Origin of the sequence: Roseateles sp. DB2 (assembly GCF_051857535.1) — a bacterium.
In the GTDB taxonomy this organism is placed as follows: Bacteria; Pseudomonadota; Gammaproteobacteria; order Burkholderiales; family Burkholderiaceae_C; genus Roseateles_B.
Genome location: NZ_JBPZGY010000006.1, coordinates 98,148 through 117,070, shown reverse-complemented (window position 1 = coordinate 117,070; position 18,923 = coordinate 98,148). Strand labels below are relative to the sequence as shown.

Genomic DNA, 18,923 nt, shown 5'->3' with positions numbered 1-18,923 from the left:
GTCAGGGTTCCTGGACTTGCCGCACAGCCTGCAGCAGGGCCGCTGGCGTCAGCGAGAAATGCGCGGCGACGGCCGCGGGAGAAGGAGAGGGAAGGCGGGGCACCTGGCCCCAGCAGGGCGCACCCATCGATGCGAAATGGGCGGCCAGCGCGGCGACATTGTCGGCCACATGGGGCTGATGCGGGTCGGCGGTATTGGCCACCCAGCCCACCAGGCGCAGGCCACGAGCGCGGACGGCCTCGGCCGTCAGCAAGGCATGGTTGATGCAGCCCAGGCGCAGGCCCACGACCAGCAGCACGGGCAGGGCCAGGTCCACGGCGAGGTCGGCGGTGTCATAGGCGTCATTGAGGGGCACACGGAAACCGCCCACGCCCTCGACCAGGGCCAGCTCGCCCAGCTGCGCGCTGGCGCGGATGGCGGCCAGCAGCGGCTCGCGCTCCAGCGTCTTGCCTTCAAGACGGGCGGCGATGTGGGGCGCGCAGGCCTCGCGGAACTGCACAGGCCCGACCTGCGCGGGCCTCAGGCCCAGGCGCTGGGCGGCGTGCAGTTGCTGCACGTCCTCGTTGACCCAGTCGCCTTGCGCGTCCTGCACCTGGCCGGCGGCCAGGGACTTCACCGGCACCACGCGGGCACCGGCCTCGGCCAGGGCGTGCGTGAGCCCGGCGGTGACGCAGGTCTTGCCGATCTCGGTGTCGGTGCCTGTGATGAACAGGCCTCGCAGACGCGCCGGGCTGATCGCTGGCTCACCCCGGAGGCTGCTCGCCGGGCCGCTCCCAAGAGCGGCCTCGCCCCCTCGGGGGGCCGGACCTGTACCCAGGGACGGGGGGCTCACAGTCATCATGCGGCAGCACGCTCCATGTCGGCGGCGGCGGTCTCGAGCGCGGCCAGCAGGCGGTCGACGTCGGCCGCGGTGTGCGTGGCGCACAGCGTGATGCGCAGGCGCGCCTCGCCCACGGCGACGGTCGGTGGGCGGATGCCGGGCACGCGCAAGCCCTCGCGCTCCAGGCGAGCGGCCAGCTGCATCACCTCGGCATTGCCGCCCACGATCAGGGGGCGCACGGGCGTCTCGCTGGGCGCCAGTCGCCAGGGCAGGCCGCGGTGGCGCTTGAGCAGGGCCTTGATGCCCTGGGCCAACTGCTGCTGCAGCGCCTTCAGGTGCTCGCGCCGGGCCTGGCCGATCTCGCTCTCGATCAGGTCCAAGCTGGTCAGCAGGGCGTGCTCCACGGCGGGCGGCGAGGCCGTCGAGAAGATGTAGTTGCGTGCGGCCTGCAGCAGGTACTCGGTGATGGTCTCGTGGGCGACGACGAAGGCGCCGGCCAGGCCGGCGGCCTTGCCCAGGGTGCCGACGAGGATCAGGCGCTCGCTGCAGAGATCGAAATGCTCCAGCGAGCCCCGCCCCTTGCGGCCCAGCACGCCGAAGCCATGGGCATCGTCGACGATCAGCCAGGCATCGAATTCCTCGGCCAGGGCCAGCAGGGCGGGCAGCGGGGCGATGTCGCCATCCATGCTGAAGACGGCGTCGGTGACGATGAGCTTCACCTTGGCCGTGCTGGCCGCCAGCAGCGCGCGCAGGCCGGCGACGTCGGCATGGCCATAGCGCGTGGTCCTGGCCCGGGCCAGGCGGGTGCCGTCGATCAGGGAAGCGTGGTTGAGGGTCTCGGAGAAGATCTCGGTCTCGACATCGCCCAGCGCCGTCACCACGGCCAGGTTGGCCATGTAGCCGGTGCAGAAGCCCAGGGCGCGGGCCTTGGGGATGTGGGGCGAGAACCAGTCGGCCAGGGTGTCGGTCACGCGCTTGTGGGCGACGGAATGGCCGCTGACCAGGGGTGAGGCGCCGCTGCCGCCGCCGTAGAGCCGCGCGCCCTCGGCCAGGGCCTCGGCGATGCGCGGGTGCGCGGCCAGGCCCAGATAGTCATTGCTGCAGAACATCAGCAGCTCGCGGGCGATGCCGTCGGCGCCGCGCACGGTCTGGTGCGGCGCAGTGGGGCTTTCCGCCTCGCGCAGGAAGCGGGTCAGGGACTGCGCCTCGATGGCGCGCAGCTTGGATTGCAGGTGATCAATCAACATCGGAGTCAGGGAAGAGATCGGCCAGGGTGCGGCGCACCGCCCGGGCCAGCCAGGCGGCGAGCTCGGCATCCAGCACATAGGGCGGCATCAGGTAGACCGTGCGCCCGATGGGGCGGATCAGCAGCTCATGCCGGCGTGCGGCCAGATGGAAGGCTTCGGCGAAGCCCGCAGGGGCGTCCGGCACATCAAAGGCCAGGATCATGCCCTGCTGACGCAGATGGGCCACGCGGGGATGCTTCGCCAGCGGCGCGAAGGCCTCGGCCAATTGCGAAGCCTGTTCGGCGTTGCGCTCGATCTGGCCAGCATCGAAGCGGTCCAGCACGGCATTGGCCGCGGCGCAGGCGAGCGCATTGCCGGTGTACGAGTGTGAGTGCAAGAAGCCGCGGGTGACGTCCTCGGACCAGAAGGCGCGGTAGACGGCGTCGGTCGTGAGCACCAGGGACAGCGGCAGCGTACCCGCCGTGATGCCCTTGGACAGCAGGATGAAGTCCGGCCACTGGGACTGTTCGGCCCCACGCTCGCGCGTACGCGAGCTGCCCCCCACCGGAGCTTCGCCAGCTTGGGACGGCCCGACGCTGGCGAGCTCGCCGGCTGTCAGCGTGTGCTGCCAGGCGAAGAACTGCCCCGTACGCCCGCAGCCCACCGCGATCTCGTCGGCGATGAGATGCACGCCGAACTCACGGGTCATCGCCCGTACCTGGCGCAGGTAGTTCGGCGAATGCATCACCATGCCGGCCGCGCCCTGCACCAGCGGTTCCAGGATCACGGCAGCGATCTGCGTGTGGCGCTCGGCCAGCAGCGCACGCAGCGCAGCCAGGGCCTCGGCCTCGTTGCCCAGGCGGCTGTCGGGCGAGTCCACGATGTGGGCGCGCATCAGCAGGGGGTCGTAGGCATCGCGGAAGATGGCGACATCGGTCACGGCCAGCGCGCCTATGGTCTCGCCGTGGTAGCCGTTCCTGAGGCAGACGAACTCGCGCTTGTCGATCTGACCGAGGTTGCGCCAGCTGTGGAAGCTCTGCTTGAGCGCGATCTCCACGGCGCTCGCGCCGTCGCTGCCGAAGAAGACATGGCCCAACGCACCGCCGGTGCGTGCACTCAGGCGCTCGGCCAGGCGGATGGCGGGCTCATGCGTGCAGCCGGCCAGCATGACGTGCGGCAGGGTGTCCAGCTGCTGCTTGATGGCGGCGTTGATGCCGGCATCCGCGTGGCCGAAGAGATTGACCCACCAGGAGCTGTTGGCGTCGAAGTAGCGGTGGCCGTCGAAGTCGAAGAGCCACGGGCCCTCGCCCCGCGCAATGGGCAGCGGCGGCACGCGTTCGGCGCGTGCCATCTGCGTGCAGGGGTGCCACACCGCGTCAAGGCTGCGGCGTTGCAGCAAATGTGTCTGGCTAGGGTTCATGTGCATCTCTCCATCCCGCGGCATTCCATCCGCGCGCAGCCCGGAGATCCGGCTCTGCCGGGCTCTCGGGCGGGCCCCTTCGAGGGGGCGCGCGCAGCGCGTACGGGGTGGTCCATCAGCTCAGCCAGGAGGGCTTGGCCTTGTTCAGGAAACTCTGCACGCCCTCGCGGCCCTCGGCGGAAGCGCGGATGTCGGCGATGCGACGCGCGGTGTCATCTCGCAGTTCAGGCGAGATCTCCCGATGGGCCACGTCCTGCACCAGCTGCTTGCAGGCACGCACGGCGGCCGGGCCGTTGGCGCACAGCGCGTCGAGCAGGCCCTGCACCTTGGCATCCAGCGTCTCCGGCGTGGCCAGCTCGTGCACCAGGCCCAGGCGGTGGGCCTCGGCGGCGCTGAAGCGCTCGGCGGTGACGAAGTAGCGGCGCGAGGCCTGCTCGCCCAGGGCGCGCACGACGTAGGGGCCGATGGTGGCCGGCAGCAGGCCCAGCTTGGCCTCGGACAGGCAGAAGCCCGCGCCCTCGACCGCCACGACCATGTCGCAGACCGAGACCAGGCCCACGCCGCCCGCATAGACATCGCCCTGCACGCGAGCGATCACGGGCACGGGGCAGCGGTAGATGGTCCAGAGCATCTCGGCCAGGCGGCTGGCGTCGGCGTGGTTCTCGTCCCAGCTGTAGCCAGCCATGGCCTTCATCCAGTTGAGATCGGCCCCGGCGCAGAAGGCCTTGCCTTCGGCGGCGAGCACGATGGCGCGCAGGGTCAGGTCTTGCCCCAGCGTGGCGAAGGCCTGGGTCAGCTCGGCGATGACGCTCTCGTTGAAGGCGTTGCGGACGTCCGGGCGGTTGAGGGTGACGCGGGCCACACACTGCTGGGGGCCTTCGCGTTCGATCTTGAGCGTGCTTGTCATAGGGTTCTCTCGTCAGTGCTTCCAGACCTTGAGGCCGCGGTGGACCTCCAGGGCGTCGAAGTCGCGGTCCTTGTGCAGCAGGGCGTAGTCGTTCTCGATGCAGAAGGCGGCCAGGAGCACGTCGATGGGGCTGCGCACCGTGTAGCCCTGGGCGCGCAGGCTGCGGTAGTGGTCCACGGCGGCCATGGCCAGGGCCTCGCCGCCGGTGGGCTCGATGGCCAGGCTCTGCATCAGCAGCGTCGCCTGCCGCAGTTCGCGCGGATGGCGGAAGCCGCGCAGCACCTCGAACAGCACCAGGTCCGGCACGACGAGGCGCAGCTCGCCCTGCTCCAGCAACGCGGCCAGTTGGTCGACGGCCGGGTGCGCGGCACCCGAGAAGAAGTCGATCCAGACGCTGGAATCAACGACCAGCACGGCGTTGCCCCGGCGCGGATTCGTGGACGGCCAGCGGCGTGGACTCGGGCGCGACGGCCCAGTCCACGTCATCGCCACCTTCCCACTTGAGCTTGCCGCGCCACTTCAGCAGCTCACGGTAGGCCGCCTGGCGCGCCAGCAGCTTCAGCCCCGCTTCCACCGCCTCCTTCTTGGTCTTGAAGGGACCGGCCTGCAGGGCTTTCGCCATCAGCTCGTCATCGATCTCAATATTGGTGCGCATGATGTGTACGTTTTCCGGAAGGCACACACATTGTATACATCACATGCGGAAGACACCGAACTTGGCGTCCGGGATGGGGGCATTCAGCGAGGCGGAGAGGCCCAGGGCCAGCACGCGGCGCGTGTCGGCCGGGTCGATGACGCCGTCGTCCCAGAGTCGGGCGCTGGCGTAGTAGGGGTGGCCCTGGTCCTCGTACTGCTGACGTATGGGCGCCTTGAAGGCTTCCTCTTCGTCCGCGCTCCATTGGCCGCCCTTGGCCTCGATGCCGTCGCGCTTGACCGTGGCCAGCACGCTGGCAGCCTGCTCGCCGCCCATCACGGAGATGCGTGCGTTGGGCCACATCCAGAGGAAGCGCGGGCTGTAGGCGCGGCCGCACATGCCATAGTTCCCGGCCCCGAAGGAGCCGCCGATGATGACGGTGAACTTGGGCACGTTGGCGCAGGCCACGGCCGTCACCATCTTGGCGCCGGCGCGGGCAATGCCTTCGTTCTCGTACTTGCGGCCCACCATGAAGCCGGTGATGTTCTGCAGGAAGACCAGCGGGATCTTGCGCTGGCAGCACAGCTCGATGAAGTGAGCGCCCTTGTTCGCGCTCTCGGCGAAGAGGATGCCGTTGTTGGCCACGATGCCCACGGGCATGCCCTCGATGTGGGCGAAGCCGCAGACCAGGGTGTTGCCGTAGCGGGCCTTGAACTCGTCGAAGACGGAACCGTCCACGATGCGGGCGATGACCTCGCGCACATCGAAGGGCTTGCGGGTGTCCGTGGGGATCACGCCGTGCAGCTCGGCCGGGTCGAACAGCGGGGCCTGCGGGGCCTGCAGGCGCAAGGGCTGGGGCTTGCTGCGGTTGAGGCTGGCGACCACGTTGCGGGCCAGGGCCAGGGCGTGGGTGTCGTTCTCGGCCAGGTGGTCGGCCACGCCGGAGAGGCGGGTGTGGACGTCACCTCCACCCAGGTCCTCGGCGCTCACCACCTCGCCGGTGGCGGCCTTCACCAGGGGCGGGCCGCCCAGGAAGATGGTGCCCTGGTTCTTGACGATGATGGTCTCGTCGCTCATGGCCGGCACATAGGCGCCGCCGGCCGTGCAGGAGCCCATCACCACGGCAATCTGCGGGATGCCCTGGGCCGAGAGATTGGCCTGGTTGTAGAAGATGCGGCCGAAGTGGTCGCGATCCGGAAAGACCTCGTCCTGGTTGGGCAGGTTGGCACCGCCGGAATCCACCAGGTAGACGCAGGGCAGCTTGTTCTGCTCGGCGATTTCCTGGGCGCGCAGGTGCTTCTTGACGGTGACGGGGTAGTAGGTGCCGCCCTTGACGGTGGCGTCATTGCAGACGATCACGCACTCCACGCCATTGACGCGGCCGATGCCAGCGATCATGCCGCCGCCGGGCGCAGCGTTGTCATACATGTTGAGGCCGGCCAGGGGCGCGATCTCCAGGAAGGGCGTGCCAGGGTCCAGCAGCATCTCCACGCGGTCACGCGGCAGCAGCTTGCCGCGGGCCGTGTGCTTGGCACGGGCCGCCTCGCCGCCGCCTTCGGCGATCTTGGCCAAACGGGCGTTGAGGTCGGCGATCAGGCCCTGCATGGCCTCGGCATTGGCCTTGAAGTCAGCCGAGCGCGCGTTGAGCTTGCTTTGCAGCACGGACATGGTGTCTCCAGACGGTCAGGGTGAGGAGCCTGACCTGAGTCAAGCTCAATTCATCATGTGAAACCCATTGAATCGTGTTCACCGGGCTCGCGAAGCCGTGAGGATACGACAGAGGAACACCCCCAGCAAGCAAGACTTGAGTTTGACTCAGAAATTCAGAGAGAATGGCCCGCATGAGCCTTCCCGCTGACAGCGCCAACCCCCTCCCCCCTGCGGCGCCGCCGACCATGCAGCGCCGCGCGCCCGCGGGTGCCAAGGCGGAGCAGCGGGTGCGGGACCTCCTGCGCGTGGGCCGCGAGGTCTTCGCAGCCAAGGGCTACGAGCGCGCCACCACCACCGAGATCGCCAAGCGCCTGGGCATATCAGAGGCCACGGTCTTCACCTATTTCCGCGGCAAGCGCGAGCTGTGCATGCGGGTGATCGCCGACTGGTACGACGAGATCATCGAGGCCATCGAGCAGGGCCTGCCCCGCGAAGCCCCCATCCGCGAACAGCTGGAGTTCGTGGTCCACACCCACCTGCGACTCTTCCTGATCCAGGGCACGGGCCTGTGCGAGCTGGTGCTGTCGGAGGGCCGCAAGCGTGAGGCCGACATCACGGGCGGCAGCGGCCGCTCGGCCGAGTTCGGCGAGGCCTTCATCGAGCTGCAGCGCCGCTATACCGCACCGCTGATGGAGCTGCTCTCGCGCGGCCAGCAGCGCGGCCAGGTGCGGCAGGACATCCCGCTGCGCATGCTGCGCTCCCTGGTCTTCGGGCCCATGGAGCACATGCTGTGGGAGGTGATCATCGCCGGCCGCCAGATCAATGTGGACCAGAGCGCGCGCGACCTCGTCGCCCTGCTGTGGCCCGCACTGCAGGCACCGGACGAAGAACTGCTGCGCCTGCGCAGCCTGAAGGACACCCTGCAGCGCGCACTGGACCAGGCCTGATCAGGCCCCAATGAAAAGACGCCCCGGGCGGGGCGTCTGGCGGTCGAGTCGGGCGAGGCGGACGATGGCTCAGCCTTCGAGCCTGGTCAGGCCCAGCAGGCCCTCGCGGGTGGAGTCGCGCACCTTGGGGCCAATCCACACCTTCATCATCATGGGGAAGAAGGCCTCGCCGGCGATGGGATCCCCCAGACGCTTGCCGTTGAGCGTGAACTCCGTGCTCTTCTCGACGGGGTTGTAGTCGATCACCACCAGGTCCCCCTTGCTCACCCTGCTGCGCTGACCGAAAACGGCGCCCAGCTGCGAGGTGGCGATCACATTGGCCGAGAACTCCTCGGTGCTCACGTTCTGGCGGATGCGATCCAGCATGGCATTGGCCAGGTCCTTGGCGGACACGGCGCGCAGCATGTAGAACTGGATGCGCTTGGGGCCCTTGATGCCGGTGGCACCCTCCATGGTCGTCTGCTTGCTGGGCAGGTAGAAGGCCACGACGGTGGAGCGCGTCGACAGAATGCTGGACGCTGCCACACCATTGAGCACCAGGGTCTGGTTGCCCACGGCGGCCGTGGTCGGGAAATCGAAGCCTTCGAACTTGACGTCACTCGCACGGGCGACACTGGCCAGCAGAAGCAGGCCCATCGCGAGGGGTCGCAGAAATTGCAGCATCTTGTCTCCTTGGCATGCGGCAGCGCCACATCGGGAAGGTACTGCCAGGGCGCGGATCATAGAGAAGTGCGCCACCGGCCGGAGCGGCAAGATTGCTCAGGGCGGGCTGTTTCGGCACGGCACTCTAGACCGATCGCTGTGCATTTCACGCCAAGGCTGGCAGCATCCGCCCCATTCCCCCATGTGCTGAGCGACGCAGGATGCGCCCGCGTCGGCAGCGGCATTCTCGAAACTCCAGCTTTCAGGACCACCCATGAAGAAGTACACCCTGGCCCTCCTCGCTGCCCTGGCCCCGCTGGGCTCCGCCCTGGCCACCGAAAACGGCCAGCTGCGCGCACTGCTGGGCGCCCCGAGCTATGAGCTGGCCTCGCCGCAGTTCCCGGGCTGGTACGGCCAACTCTGGCTGCAGCACTACAGCGCCAAGCGCCTCAAGGGCGACGACGGCCAGGCCCTGCAGACCCAGGCCGCTACCCCGCTGGGCACCCTGCCCGTGCAGATCCAGGGCGAGATCGAAGCCGATGTCTTCGTGGCCCGCGGCACCTGGGTCACCGAGAAACTGGTGGCCGACGGCCGCCTGGGCTTCTCCGCCACCTTGCCCCTGGTGCGTCAGCGCAACGACGTCCGTCTGAGCGCCACCCTGCCCGCCGGCACCCCAGCGGGTGCCGCCGCGGCCGTGCAGGCCTTGCTGGACCAGCAAGGAGCCCAACGGTCCGGCAGCAAGAGTGGCCAGGGCGACCTGGACCTCGCCGGCTTCGTGGACTGGCAGCAGGACGACAGCCGCCTTGTGTTGGGCCTGAGCGTGGTCGCCCCCACCGGCGCCTATGACGCCGAGCAGCCCGTGAACCCCGGCGCCGGCAAGTTCTGGACGGTGCGCCCCCTGGTGCTGGCCTCCAAGGTCTGGGAAAACGGCGTGGAGCTGGGCCTGCGCGCCACCTACTCGATCAACACCCGCAACACCGCCACCGACGTGCGCTCCGGCCAGTACCTGCACGCCGACTACGCCGCCATGTACCGCGTCAATGACGCCTGGCGCGTGGGCCTGCAGGGCTATCTGGTGGAACAGACCACGAACGACAACGGCCCCGGCGTGGCCGCCCATGGCAACAAGGCCCGCGTGCGCGCGCTGGGACCCATGCTGGCCTTTGTGTCCGAAGACGGCGTGTGGTCGGCCGACGTGAAGGTGGTGAAGGAATTCGCCGTGCGCAACCGCCCGCAAGGCACCACCACCTGGGTGCGCCTGAACCTGCGGCTGGATTGAGTCCGGCGCAAGGCAGACCACCCTCATGTATCTGGTTTGTTGCTAATTTCTTACAAACCGTCTCAGACGGGCGTTTTGCGGGCGCCCGAAAGGGCATTGTCCCTGGAATACGGTGCATAAGGCGGCAAAATCGGCACGCCTGAAAAGGCCCCCTCGGGGGCAACAAATCCAGAGGCTGGCCGGTGAGCTGCGCTCACCGCCTTGTGTTGGGAGGTCTTCCTTCACCGCGTTCCTGGGGCTTCACCGCCTGGGAGCGCCGGCCACTGCCGATCTGATTTGTTTGCGCCCGAGTTTCAACAACGTCGGATCCGCAATCAATTCAATGACGCATTTTTCCTTCCCTCGCCTGAGCCTGGCCCTGATCAGCGCCGGTCTGCTGAGCACGCCCGCCCTGGCCGACACCGCCCCCCAGCAACTGGAAAAGGTGGTGATCGTTGGCTCCAACATCAAGCGCATCTCCGCTGAAGGCCCCCTCGCGGTCGAAGTCATCCGCCGTGAGCAGATCCAGGCCTCTGGCGCCGCCACCACCGTCGAACTGATGGAGCAGCTGACCGCCGCCGACAGCGTGGTCACCGGCGTATCCAGCAGCTCCTTCGCTCAGGGCGCCGCCACCGTGTCGCTGCGCGGCATGGGCGCCAAGAACGTGCTGATCCTGCTGAACGGCCGCCGCATCGCCAACTACGGCTACTCGGCCAACCTGTCCGAGAGCTCGGTCGACATCAACTCCCTGCCGCTCAACGCGATCGACCAGATCGAAATCCTGCGTGACGGCGCCTCCGCCATCTACGGCTCGGACGCCGTGGCCGGCGTGATCAACTTCAAGACCCGCCAGAACTTCCGCGGCCTGGAGTCCATGGTCAACGTGTCGCGCAACCAGGCGGGCGACGAGACCACCATCTCCGTGGGCCTGACCGGTGGCATGGGCGACATCGCTGCCGACAAGTACAACCTGCTGTGGAACCTGGACATCCAGCAGCGCGATCCCCGCCGCCCCACTGAGCACCGCTGGAGCCGCAGCCTGGACCAGCGTGAGTTCGGCGGCCTGGACAACCGCTCCACCAATCGCGGCCCGGGCTCCTACAACGTGGTCAACGGCCCGAACAAGAGCAACCGCTACGCCATGCCCGGCTGCCCGGCCGGCCAGGTCGAGCGCGACGAACGCGGCGACCAGTACTGCCGCACTGACCGCAGCAGCGGCGACAGCAGCACCCCCAACGTCGAGCGCAGGTCCATCGGCCTGATCGGCAGCTATGCCCTGGCCAGCAACCTCACCCTGTTCAGCGAGCTGAGCCTGGGCAACGCCGACATCCGCTGGGAAGACGGCTACTCCTACATCGGCACCGGCACCAACCGCTACATCCAGCCGAGTTGGGCCACCTGGCGCAAGGACCTCGGCCAGTTCACCGACCCCAAGACGGGCAAGCTGGTGAACTCGCCCCTGCAGGTGTTCCGCGCCGTCACCGAGGCAGGCAAGAGCCAGCAGACCGTGACGGCCCGCAATGCGCGCGCCCTGATCGGTGCCCGCGGTGACGTCGGCAACTGGGACTGGGAGACCGCCGCCCTCGTCAGCCGCAACAGCGTGACGACCGACGCCACCAACCGCCTGAAGTCGGCCGAACTGCTCAAGGCCCTGCAGACAGGCACCTACAACCCCTGGATCGACGCCAACCCCATCGAGAACGTGCGTCCGCTGCTGGCCAGCACCCATCGCGAAGCGATGACCCGCCTGATGGTCGCAGACCTGAAGGTGTCCAATGCCGAGCTGTTCCAGCTGGGCGGCCCGGTGGGCTTCGCCGGCGGCCTGCAGGCCATGCACGACAAGATGGAGGACACGCCGGACGCCGCCGTGGCCCGCGGCGAGATCGAGAACCTGGGCGGCACCGGCGCCAAGGGCTCGCGCAAGGTCTACTCCATCTACGGCGAGTTCAACCTGCAGCCCGTCAAGCAACTGGAGATCCAGGCCGCGCTGCGCCACGACAACTACAACGACTTCGGCGGCACGACCAACCCCAAGCTGGCCTTCGCCTTCCGTCCGACCAAGGAACTGCTGCTGCGCGGCAATGCCAACACCGCGTTCAAGGCCCCGTCGCTGCCTGAGCTGTACATGTCGCCCTCGCGCGCCTACATCACGGTGGCCGACTGGGTGCGATGCAAGCCGCTGGGCTACGGCACCTCGCAGTGCAAGTACAGCCCCGAGCTGGACATCCGCTCCAACCCGCTGCTGAAGCCGGAGCGCACCAAGGTCTTCTCGCTGGGCCTGGTCTTCCAGCCGCTGACCGATCTGTACATGTCCGCCGATGCCTACAAGCTGAAGCAGAAGGACACTATCCAGACGCTCAACGCGCAGTACCTGCTGGACAACGAGTTCACCACCCCGGGCTTCAAGGCCATGGTGGTCCGTGACCCGCGCAATCCCGCCCTGGAAGCGCAATACCCCGGCCTGAAGGACGGCCGCCTGAAAGGTCTGATCCTGCCTTACATGAACGTGGGCAAGATCGAGACCACGGGCCTGGACCTGAACGCCAAGTACAGCTTCAACGCCGGCATCGGCCGCCTCAGCATCGAGGACGAGCTGAACTACGTGTTCAACTACAAGCAGTCCGAGATCGAAGGCGAACCGCTGACCGACCGCCTGGGCGGCTACAGCTTCCCCAAGTGGCGCAACAAGGTGACCTTCGGTCTGGCCCGCAATGCCTACAAGATCCGCCTGACGGCACTCAGCCAGGCCAGCACCTTGGACTACGACTCCCCCAGCAACATCCACGAGGGTGAAGAGGTGGGCCGCCTGGGCTCCTACACCAGCTGGAACCTGAGCGTCTCCTGGCAGTTGCTCAGCAACACCAAGCTGACGGTGGGCGTCAACGATCTGTTCGAGAAGTCCCCCCGCTTCTCGCAGCACAACTCGGGCTTCCTGGACCGCACCGCCGGCCGCAGCATGAACGCCTCGCTGGAGATCAAGCACTTCTGATCGATGATCCGAAGCCTTGAATGAAAAGAGCGCAGCTTGCTGCGCTCTTTTTTTGTCTGCAGCCCGCTGCGAGGCGCGGGCAGGCAGCACGGTTGAGTCCTCAGCCGGCCGCTGGCGGATAGCCCGCCTCGCTCAGCAGCTCGGCCAGGCGGGCGTCATCCAGGCTGCTCTGGACCTGCACCGTGCGGGCCTCGCGCTGGAACTCCAGGCGGACCTCGGGATCCGCGGCCTTCAGCGCCTCGGTGATGGCGGCTACGCAATGGCCGCAGCTCATGTCGGGAAGATGGAAGCTGCTCATGATGGGTTCCTTGCTTGATCGATGACGGGCCGAGCTTAATCATTCCCATCATGGAAAGGTCAAGCCAGGCGGGTCCGCCCGTACTGACCGAACGGACATGGCTGCCTGCTTGACCTTACCATCAGGTAAAGCTTGAGACTGCAGCCATGAACACATCCCCCACCCTGAGCCTGCCCGTCACGGGCATGAGCTGCGCGTCCTGCGTCAAGCGTGTCGAACGCCTGCTGGGCCAGGTGCCCGGCGTCAGTGCGGTCACGGTCAACCTGGCCACCGAGCGGGCAGACCTCAGTGGCCAGCCCAGCCTGCCGGACCTGGCCCAGGCCCTGCGCAAGGGCGGCTTCGGGCTGCGCGAGCGGCAGTGGCAGCTGCACATCACAGGCATGAGCTGTGCCTCCTGCGTCGGCCGCATCGAAAAGGTGCTGCGCAAGCTGCCCGACGTGCTGGAGGCCAGCGTCAATCTCGCGACCGAGACCGCCAGCGTGCGGGCTCTGGCCACTGCGGACAGCGACGCCCTCGTCGCCGCGATCACGCAGGCCGGCTACGGGGCACGTCTGCTGGACGACGGCGGCCAGACCGAGGCCGAGGCTCAGCCTCAGACGCTGTGGCAGTCGCTGCAGGAGGGCCGCCTGGGCCTGATCATGGCCGTGCTGCTGAGCCTGCCCCTGGTGCTGCCCATGCTGGGCCTGCTGTGGGGAGCGCACTGGATGCTCAACGGCTGGATACAGCTGGCCCTGGCCACGCCCGTGCAGTTCGTGCTGGGTGCTCGCTTCTACCGCAAGGGCTGGGCCGCACTGAAGGCTGGCAGCGGCACCATGGACCTGCTGGTCGCCCTGGGCACCAGTGCGGCCTATGGGCTCTCGATCTACGAGCTGCTGCGCCATGGACCCATGAGCATGTCGCTGTACTTCGAGTCCGCCGCGGTAGTCATCACCCTGGTGCTGCTGGGCAAACAACTGGAGGCGCGGGCCAAGCATCGCACCACCGAGGCCATCCGTGCCCTGCGCAAGCTGCGGCCCGAGACCGCCCGCCAGCGCCGCGCCGACGGCAGCGAGCAGGAACTGCCCGTCGCCGCTCTCATGCTGGGCGACCGGGTCGTGGTGCGGCCGGGCGAGCGCATCCCCGTGGACGGCACCGTGCTGGAAGGTGCCAGCCATGTGGACGAGTCCCTGATCACCGGCGAGAGCCTACCCGTGGCTCGCGGCGTGGGCGAGCAGGTCATCGGTGGCGCCGTCAATGGCGAGGGCCTGCTGCTGCTGGAGGTGCGTGCGCTGGGTGCGGAGTCCACGCTGTCGCGCATCGTGCGCCTGGTCGAATCCGCACAGGCGGGGAAGGCCCCCATCCAACGCCTGGTCGACCAGGTCAGCGCCGTCTTCGTGCCGGTGGTGGTGGTCCTGGCCCTCCTGACGCTGTTGGCCTGGGGCCTGGGCACCGGGGACTGGGAACGCGCCCTCCTGCATGCCGTGGCTGTGCTGGTCATCGCCTGCCCCTGCGCACTGGGCCTGGCCACCCCGGCGGCCCTGATGGCCGGCACTGGCGTGGCGGCACGGCGCGGCCTGCTGATCAAGGACGCCGAAGCCCTGGAGCTGGCCCGCCAGTTGGAAGTCGTGGCCTTCGACAAGACCGGCACACTGACCGAAGGCCACCCACGCCTGCTGGCGCTACAGGCGAGCGCCGCCATTGATGAAGCCGGGCTGCTGCAGCTGGCCGCGGCCCTGCAGCAGGGTAGCGAGCACCCGTTGGCCAAGGCTGTGCTGGCGTCCTGGCAGGCACGACCGGGAAACGAGGGTCAGGTCTTGCCAAGCACATCGGACTTCCGTGCCGTCGCCGGCAGGGGCCTGGAGGCCACGCTGGCTGGCGCCCCGCACATGCTGGGCAGCAGCCGCTACATGCAGGAGCTGGGCGTGGACCTGGCACCGCTACAGGACCAGGCCCAGGCCTTGCAGACCCAGGGGCGAACCCTGTCCTGGCTGGCGCGGCGCCGGGATGCCGTCGCCCCGCCCGAACTGCTGGGCCTGCTGGCCTTTGGCGATCCTGTGAAGCCCAGCTCGCGCGATGCCATCGCCCAGCTGCGCCAGCTGGGTGTGCGTACCGTGCTGCTGAGCGGAGACAACCGGGGTGCCGCCGAAGCCGTGGGCCGCGAATTGGGCCTGGACGAGGTCCATGCCGAGGTGCTGCCCGAGCACAAGGCCCAGCACGTAACCGCGCTCAAGGCTGGCGGCAAGCGCGTGGCCATGGTGGGCGACGGCATCAATGACGCCCCCGCCCTGGCCGCAGCCGATGTGGGCCTGGCCATGGGCAGCGGCACGGACGTGGCCATGCATGCAGCCGGCATCACCCTGATGCGTTCCGACCCACGCCTGGTGGCAGAGGCCATCGAGATATCGCGCCGCACCGTGGCCAAGATCCGCCAGAACCTGTTCTGGGCCTTTGCCTACAACGTGGTGGGCATTCCGCTGGCGGCCCTGGGCCTGCTCAGCCCGGTCATCGCCGGTGCCGCCATGGCCTTGTCCAGCGTCACCGTGATCAGCAATGCGCTGCTGCTGCAGCGCTGGAGGCCTCGCGCATGAAGGGACTGCTGAACATCGGTGAGGCCGCGGCCCGCTCCGGCGTTTCGGCCAAGATGCTGCGCCACTACGAAAGCCTGGGGCTGCTGGGCGAAGTGCCGCGCACCGAGGCCGGCTACCGGCAGTACAGCGAGCGTGAGGTCCACATCCTGCGTTTCATCCGACGGGGCCGGGACCTGGGCTTCTCCATGGCCGAGATCGCCGAACTGCTCAGGCTGTGGCAGGACCGGCGCCGCGCCAGCAGCCAGGTGAAGAAGATCGCTCAGGCGCACATCGCCGACCTGGACCGACGCCTGGCGGAGATGCAGGCCATGCGCCAGACGCTGCTGCAGCTCACCCAATGCTGCCATGGGGACGAGCGGCCAGACTGCCCCATCCTGGACGGCCTGGCGGGCACCTAACCGACAGAACGAGCGTCTCCCGGCAAGACGTCGCCAGCCGCGGGCTCAGCCCGCCAGCGAAGACACCAGCGTATGCGCCAGGTCCTGCCGCCCCAGGCGCGCGGGGCGTGATCCGTCGGGACCGCCGATGTCGAAGCGGTAGTCCTCATCCACCAGCTCGATCCAGCGCCTCAGGCCGTATCGCTGCCGCAGCTGCAAGGCAAAAGCCGTCATGCCGGGTAGGTCGGCGGGGATGCCCGAGACCAGGGCATTCCAGCCCGGATCGGCGTTCTCCAAGAGGGGAAGCACCTGGTCCAGGCTGGCGTGGCAATCGCAGGGCACGCCAGCCAGGCCCAGCAGGCGGGCGCACTCGACGCGGCTGGCCTCGTGCGGATCCAGCACCAACACCCGCAGCGCCAGATCGAGTTGGCGCCGCGGCAGGCCCTCCTCGTCGCGCGGCGCGCTCTCGTCGTTGAAGGCGTCGATGCGAATCTCCACCTCAAGCGTCCCCGCTGGCTGGCCCTCGCGCCGCTGCAGCACCCAGCCGCGCGCGCGCGCCAGCAGGCGCAGCAACTGCCAGTGCAACTCCTCCTCGCCGGCCGACGGCCCCAGCCCGGCAAGGCGCAGGCAGTGCCTCGCATCGTCCAGGGCCGACACGCTGAGGTGCACATCGCGCCCGCCCGCCAGTCCATGCCCCAGCAGCAGGTCCAGCGCGTGCTGCAGGAGGCCGGCCTCGATGTCCTGGGTCAGGGCCGGCCCCTGCAGCAGCTCGGCCCGCAGGCCCGCCTTGCGCCACGCCGGCTGCCACTGCTGCAGCGTCTGTGCCGCCGCAGCGTGGAGGTCCAGCGCCTCGGCCGCAGCTGGTCGGGTGCCACGCAAGGCATGGACCAGGGCCTGCATTTCCAGGCCCAGCTGCTCCAGCTCGGCCCCGGCCTGCAGTACACGCGCCGGATCCTGTGCTTCGGCCTGCAGCCGCAGCGCGCGGCCAGCCAGCCATTCGCCAAGGCTGCTGAGCAGCACGGCCGGCACCTCCAGCGTCAGGGGACCGGCCCGAAGGGCAAGGGAGGGAGAAGGCTTCATCGGGGGCTCCGTCAGATCGCGAATCCGTCACTGGTTGCTCGCGGCCAGCACCTCGGGCAGATCGGTCAGCCCGGCCAGCACCTTCTCGATGCCGTCCTGGCGCAGAGTGCGCATGCCGGACTGAAGGGCCAGCTGGAACATCTCGGACGCCGAGGCCCGGCGCCTCACCAGGGTGCGCAGCGTGTCATCGGCCACCAGCAGTTCGTGGATGCCCAGGCGGCCTCGATAGCCCGTGCCGCCACAGGCATCGCAGCCATGGTGGCGGTACTGCATGAGGCGCCCCTCCATGCCGAAGCGCTCGCGCCAGTGGCCCAGCAGCGTCTCAGGGGACAAGCCCGGCAGCGGCGTCTGCAGATAGAGCTGTGCCAGCGAGTGGGCCGCCCTGTCGTCCAGAGGCTCCAGCACGCGGCAGTCCCTGCACAGGCGGCGCACCAGGCGCTGGGCCAGTACGGCCAGCAGGGAGTCCGAGAACATGAAGGGATCCAGCCCTATCTCCAGCAAGCGGGTCACGCTCTCGGGGGCCGAATTGGTGTGCAGGGTGGACATCACCAGGTGCCCGGTCAGCGAGGCCTCGATGGCGATGCGGGCCGTCTCCTCATCGCGCATCTCGCCGATCATGATCACGTCCGGATCGGCGCGCAGAAAGGTGCGCATGGCCGCCGCGAAGGTCCAGCCTATGCGGGCGTTGACCTGCACCTGGCGCAGTCCTTCCTGGGTGATCTCGATGGGGTCCTCGGCGGTCCAGATCTTGCGCTTGTCCTCGTTGAGTTCGCGCATCACCGAGTGCAGGGTGGTGGTCTTGCCGCAGCCCGTCGGGCCGCAGATCAGCAGCAGGCCATAGGACTTGGCCATCACCCGTCGCAGCCCCTCCAGATTGCCCAGGGAGAGGCCGATCTCGTCCAGGGGCAGCGGCTTCATGCCGCCCAGCAGGCGCAGCACCACATCCTCAAGGCCGGTGTTGGTGGGCACCGTCACCAGGCGCAGCTCCACCGGCGGGCCGCCAAAGCGGCTGAAGTCGATCTTGCCGTCCTGCGGGCGGCGGTGTTCGGAGATGTCCAGGTCCGCCATGATCTTCAGGCGGGCGACCAGGGCAAAGCGCACCCGCGTCGGCAGCTCCAGATAGCGGACAAGGTCGCCGTCGATGCGCAGGCGGATGCGCACCGGGCGCGGGGCGTCCGAGGCTTCGATGTGGATGTCCGAGGCCTCCAGCTCCACGGCATCGGCGATCAGGCGGTTGACCAGACGCACCAGGGTGTTGTCCGACTCCGCCACCACGCCGACCTCGGCATCGCCCGACACGCCTTCAGACTCCGCCAGTTGCTGAGCCAGCTCACGGATGGTCGCGGCCTGCGCAATCGGAGCGATGGCCTTGTCCGAGCCCTCGCCGGGCGTCTTGGCGATGCCCGCGAGATCCTGCTGATAGGCGCGGGCGATGGCAGGCAGCAAGGTACCCGCTCGCGCCAGCACTGGCCGCACATGCAGCTCGGACACGAAGCGCAGCACCTCCAGCAGATGCTGGTCCCAGGGATCCGCCACCGCGACCACCAGCACATCCGCCCTCACCATCAGCGGGCAGACCGACTCCCGCAGCGCAATCATGCGGGGGACCTGGGCCAGAGCGTCCGGCTCCGGCCGCACACAGCCCAGGTCGACGGTCGGCACGCCCTGCCAGGCAGCCAGCATCTGGCGCAGTTGCGCCGGGCTCAGAACGCCATCCTTGACCAGCAACTCGCCAATGGGCACATGGGGCACTGCGCCCAACTGACGCCCGAGGGCGCGCTGCAGTTGCGGACGGCTGAGCAGGCCGGCCTCGATCAGGGCCTCGCCCAGGCGCGCGGCACGAACCACATGCCCACTCTGCAGTTGCTGCCAGAGCTGGTCCAGATCGGTATGCAACTGGGCACCCACCTTGGCGCCCCCTGGCGGCGCGGGATGAACCAGGGCGTCCAGAGCGGCGGGGACGGTGTCATGCTCGTACTGCAGATTCGTGCTCATGCAACAAAGTGTGAGCGAACGGGCGCAGATCGCACAATGTGCAGATTGCTCCCGCGCCACGACTTGCGGCACAAGCCTCGCAGTTCTTGAGCAATATCAACGCCCGAGCCGCC

The 18,923-nt window shown here is 68.5% G+C and carries 16 protein-coding genes; 5 read left to right on the top strand and 11 right to left on the bottom strand.

The features are described 5' to 3' along the window. Position 1: 1 nt before the first annotated feature. The 7 genes from bioD to ACS5PK_RS11860 form a co-directional block, all read right to left on the bottom strand. Entirely contained in the window at positions 2 to 841 is an 840-nt protein-coding gene (gene bioD, locus ACS5PK_RS11890; RefSeq protein ID WP_439440455.1) for a dethiobiotin synthase, read from the bottom strand. Continuing rightward, complete coding sequence (locus tag ACS5PK_RS11885; RefSeq protein WP_439440454.1) at positions 838 to 2,067, bottom strand: aminotransferase class I/II-fold pyridoxal phosphate-dependent enzyme; 1,230 nt, start codon at positions 2,065 to 2,067, stop codon at positions 838 to 840. The genes bioD and ACS5PK_RS11885 overlap by 4 nt, the downstream gene beginning before the upstream one ends. Continuing rightward, positions 2,057 to 3,466 carry an aminotransferase class III-fold pyridoxal phosphate-dependent enzyme gene (locus tag ACS5PK_RS11880; protein ID WP_439440453.1) on the bottom strand — a complete coding sequence of 470 codons (1,410 nt, stop codon included), beginning with the start codon at positions 3,464 to 3,466 and terminating at the stop codon, positions 2,057 to 2,059. Before ACS5PK_RS11880 ends, ACS5PK_RS11885 begins: the two co-directional genes overlap by 11 nt. Positions 3,467 to 3,581: 115 nt before the next feature. Further along, positions 3,582 to 4,373: an enoyl-CoA hydratase/isomerase family protein gene (locus ACS5PK_RS11875; protein ID WP_439440452.1), complete on the bottom strand. Its 792-nt coding sequence runs from the start codon at positions 4,371 to 4,373 to the stop codon at positions 3,582 to 3,584. Positions 4,374 to 4,385: 12 nt separating this feature from the next. Beyond that, positions 4,386 to 4,787, bottom strand: coding sequence for a type II toxin-antitoxin system VapC family toxin (gene vapC / locus ACS5PK_RS11870; RefSeq protein WP_439440451.1), 402 nt, complete (start codon positions 4,785 to 4,787; stop codon positions 4,386 to 4,388). Continuing rightward, positions 4,774 to 5,028, bottom strand: a complete 255-nt coding sequence (locus ACS5PK_RS11865) for a type II toxin-antitoxin system VapB family antitoxin (protein WP_439440450.1) — start codon at positions 5,026 to 5,028, stop codon at positions 4,774 to 4,776. The genes vapC and ACS5PK_RS11865 overlap by 14 nt, the downstream gene beginning before the upstream one ends. A 39-nt stretch (positions 5,029 to 5,067) precedes the next feature. Beyond that, on the bottom strand, positions 5,068 to 6,675 hold the full coding sequence (locus tag ACS5PK_RS11860; RefSeq protein WP_439440449.1) for a carboxyl transferase domain-containing protein: 1,608 nt from the start codon (positions 6,673 to 6,675) through the stop codon (positions 5,068 to 5,070). Positions 6,676 to 6,848: 173 nt separating this feature from the next. On the opposite strand from ACS5PK_RS11860, the gene ACS5PK_RS11855 reads away from it, so the two are divergent. After that, a complete protein-coding gene (locus ACS5PK_RS11855) occupies positions 6,849 to 7,604 on the top strand; it encodes a TetR/AcrR family transcriptional regulator (protein ID WP_439440448.1) in 756 nt (251 codons plus the stop codon). Between the two features lie 69 nt (positions 7,605 to 7,673). Here the strand turns inward: ACS5PK_RS11855 and ACS5PK_RS11850 are convergent, their stop codons facing one another. Next, positions 7,674 to 8,267 carry a chalcone isomerase family protein gene (locus ACS5PK_RS11850; RefSeq protein WP_439440447.1) on the bottom strand — a complete coding sequence of 198 codons (594 nt, stop codon included), beginning with the start codon at positions 8,265 to 8,267 and terminating at the stop codon, positions 7,674 to 7,676. Between the two features lie 253 nt (positions 8,268 to 8,520). On the opposite strand from ACS5PK_RS11850, the gene ACS5PK_RS11845 reads away from it, so the two are divergent. Then, entirely contained in the window at positions 8,521 to 9,525 is a 1,005-nt protein-coding gene (locus ACS5PK_RS11845) for a SphA family protein (protein ID WP_439440446.1), read from the top strand. 322 nt (positions 9,526 to 9,847) lie between these two features. Next, a complete protein-coding gene (locus ACS5PK_RS11840) occupies positions 9,848 to 12,493 on the top strand; it encodes a TonB-dependent receptor plug domain-containing protein (RefSeq protein WP_439440445.1) in 2,646 nt (881 codons plus the stop codon). A 100-nt stretch (positions 12,494 to 12,593) separates the two neighbouring features. On the opposite strand, the gene ACS5PK_RS11835 is transcribed toward ACS5PK_RS11840, so the two are convergent. After that, positions 12,594 to 12,791, bottom strand: a complete 198-nt coding sequence (locus tag ACS5PK_RS11835) for a heavy-metal-associated domain-containing protein (protein WP_439440444.1) — start codon at positions 12,789 to 12,791, stop codon at positions 12,594 to 12,596. A gap of 146 nt (positions 12,792 to 12,937) precedes the next feature. Here ACS5PK_RS11835 and ACS5PK_RS11830 point away from each other — a divergent pair, with 146 nt between their 5' ends. Further along, positions 12,938 to 15,358: a heavy metal translocating P-type ATPase gene (locus tag ACS5PK_RS11830; RefSeq protein WP_439440443.1), complete on the top strand. Its 2,421-nt coding sequence runs from the start codon at positions 12,938 to 12,940 to the stop codon at positions 15,356 to 15,358. After that, positions 15,355 to 15,756 carry a Cu(I)-responsive transcriptional regulator gene (cueR, locus tag ACS5PK_RS11825; RefSeq protein WP_439440442.1) on the top strand — a complete coding sequence of 134 codons (402 nt, stop codon included), beginning with the start codon at positions 15,355 to 15,357 and terminating at the stop codon, positions 15,754 to 15,756. The genes ACS5PK_RS11830 and cueR overlap by 4 nt, the downstream gene beginning before the upstream one ends. A 45-nt stretch (positions 15,757 to 15,801) precedes the next feature. On the opposite strand, the gene ACS5PK_RS11820 is transcribed toward cueR, so the two are convergent. Beyond that, entirely contained in the window at positions 15,802 to 16,815 is a 1,014-nt protein-coding gene (locus tag ACS5PK_RS11820; RefSeq protein WP_439440441.1) for a hypothetical protein, read from the bottom strand. A gap of 27 nt (positions 16,816 to 16,842) precedes the next feature. Further along, entirely contained in the window at positions 16,843 to 18,810 is a 1,968-nt protein-coding gene (locus ACS5PK_RS11815) for a GspE/PulE family protein (RefSeq protein ID WP_439440440.1), read from the bottom strand. Positions 18,811 to 18,923: the final 113 nt, after the last annotated feature.

Coding starts and splice junctions, on each gene's coding strand:
- bioD (WP_439440455.1), bottom strand. CDS start 841: ATGATGACTGTGAGCCCCCCGTCCCTGGGTACAGGTCCGGCCCCCCGA.
- ACS5PK_RS11885 (WP_439440454.1), bottom strand. CDS start 2,067: ATGTTGATTGATCACCTGCAATCCAAGCTGCGCGCCATCGAGGCGCAG.
- ACS5PK_RS11880 (WP_439440453.1), bottom strand. CDS start 3,466: ATGAACCCTAGCCAGACACATTTGCTGCAACGCCGCAGCCTTGACGCG.
- ACS5PK_RS11875 (WP_439440452.1), bottom strand. CDS start 4,373: ATGACAAGCACGCTCAAGATCGAACGCGAAGGCCCCCAGCAGTGTGTG.
- ACS5PK_RS11865 (WP_439440450.1), bottom strand. CDS start 5,028: ATGCGCACCAATATTGAGATCGATGACGAGCTGATGGCGAAAGCCCTG.
- ACS5PK_RS11860 (WP_439440449.1), bottom strand. CDS start 6,675: ATGTCCGTGCTGCAAAGCAAGCTCAACGCGCGCTCGGCTGACTTCAAG.
- ACS5PK_RS11855 (WP_439440448.1), top strand. CDS start 6,849: ATGAGCCTTCCCGCTGACAGCGCCAACCCCCTCCCCCCTGCGGCGCCG.
- ACS5PK_RS11850 (WP_439440447.1), bottom strand. CDS start 8,267: ATGCTGCAATTTCTGCGACCCCTCGCGATGGGCCTGCTTCTGCTGGCC.
- ACS5PK_RS11845 (WP_439440446.1), top strand. CDS start 8,521: ATGAAGAAGTACACCCTGGCCCTCCTCGCTGCCCTGGCCCCGCTGGGC.
- ACS5PK_RS11840 (WP_439440445.1), top strand. CDS start 9,848: ATGACGCATTTTTCCTTCCCTCGCCTGAGCCTGGCCCTGATCAGCGCC.
- ACS5PK_RS11835 (WP_439440444.1), bottom strand. CDS start 12,791: ATGAGCAGCTTCCATCTTCCCGACATGAGCTGCGGCCATTGCGTAGCC.
- ACS5PK_RS11830 (WP_439440443.1), top strand. CDS start 12,938: ATGAACACATCCCCCACCCTGAGCCTGCCCGTCACGGGCATGAGCTGC.
- cueR (WP_439440442.1), top strand. CDS start 15,355: ATGAAGGGACTGCTGAACATCGGTGAGGCCGCGGCCCGCTCCGGCGTT.
- ACS5PK_RS11820 (WP_439440441.1), bottom strand. CDS start 16,815: ATGAAGCCTTCTCCCTCCCTTGCCCTTCGGGCCGGTCCCCTGACGCTG.
- ACS5PK_RS11815 (WP_439440440.1), bottom strand. CDS start 18,810: ATGAGCACGAATCTGCAGTACGAGCATGACACCGTCCCCGCCGCTCTG.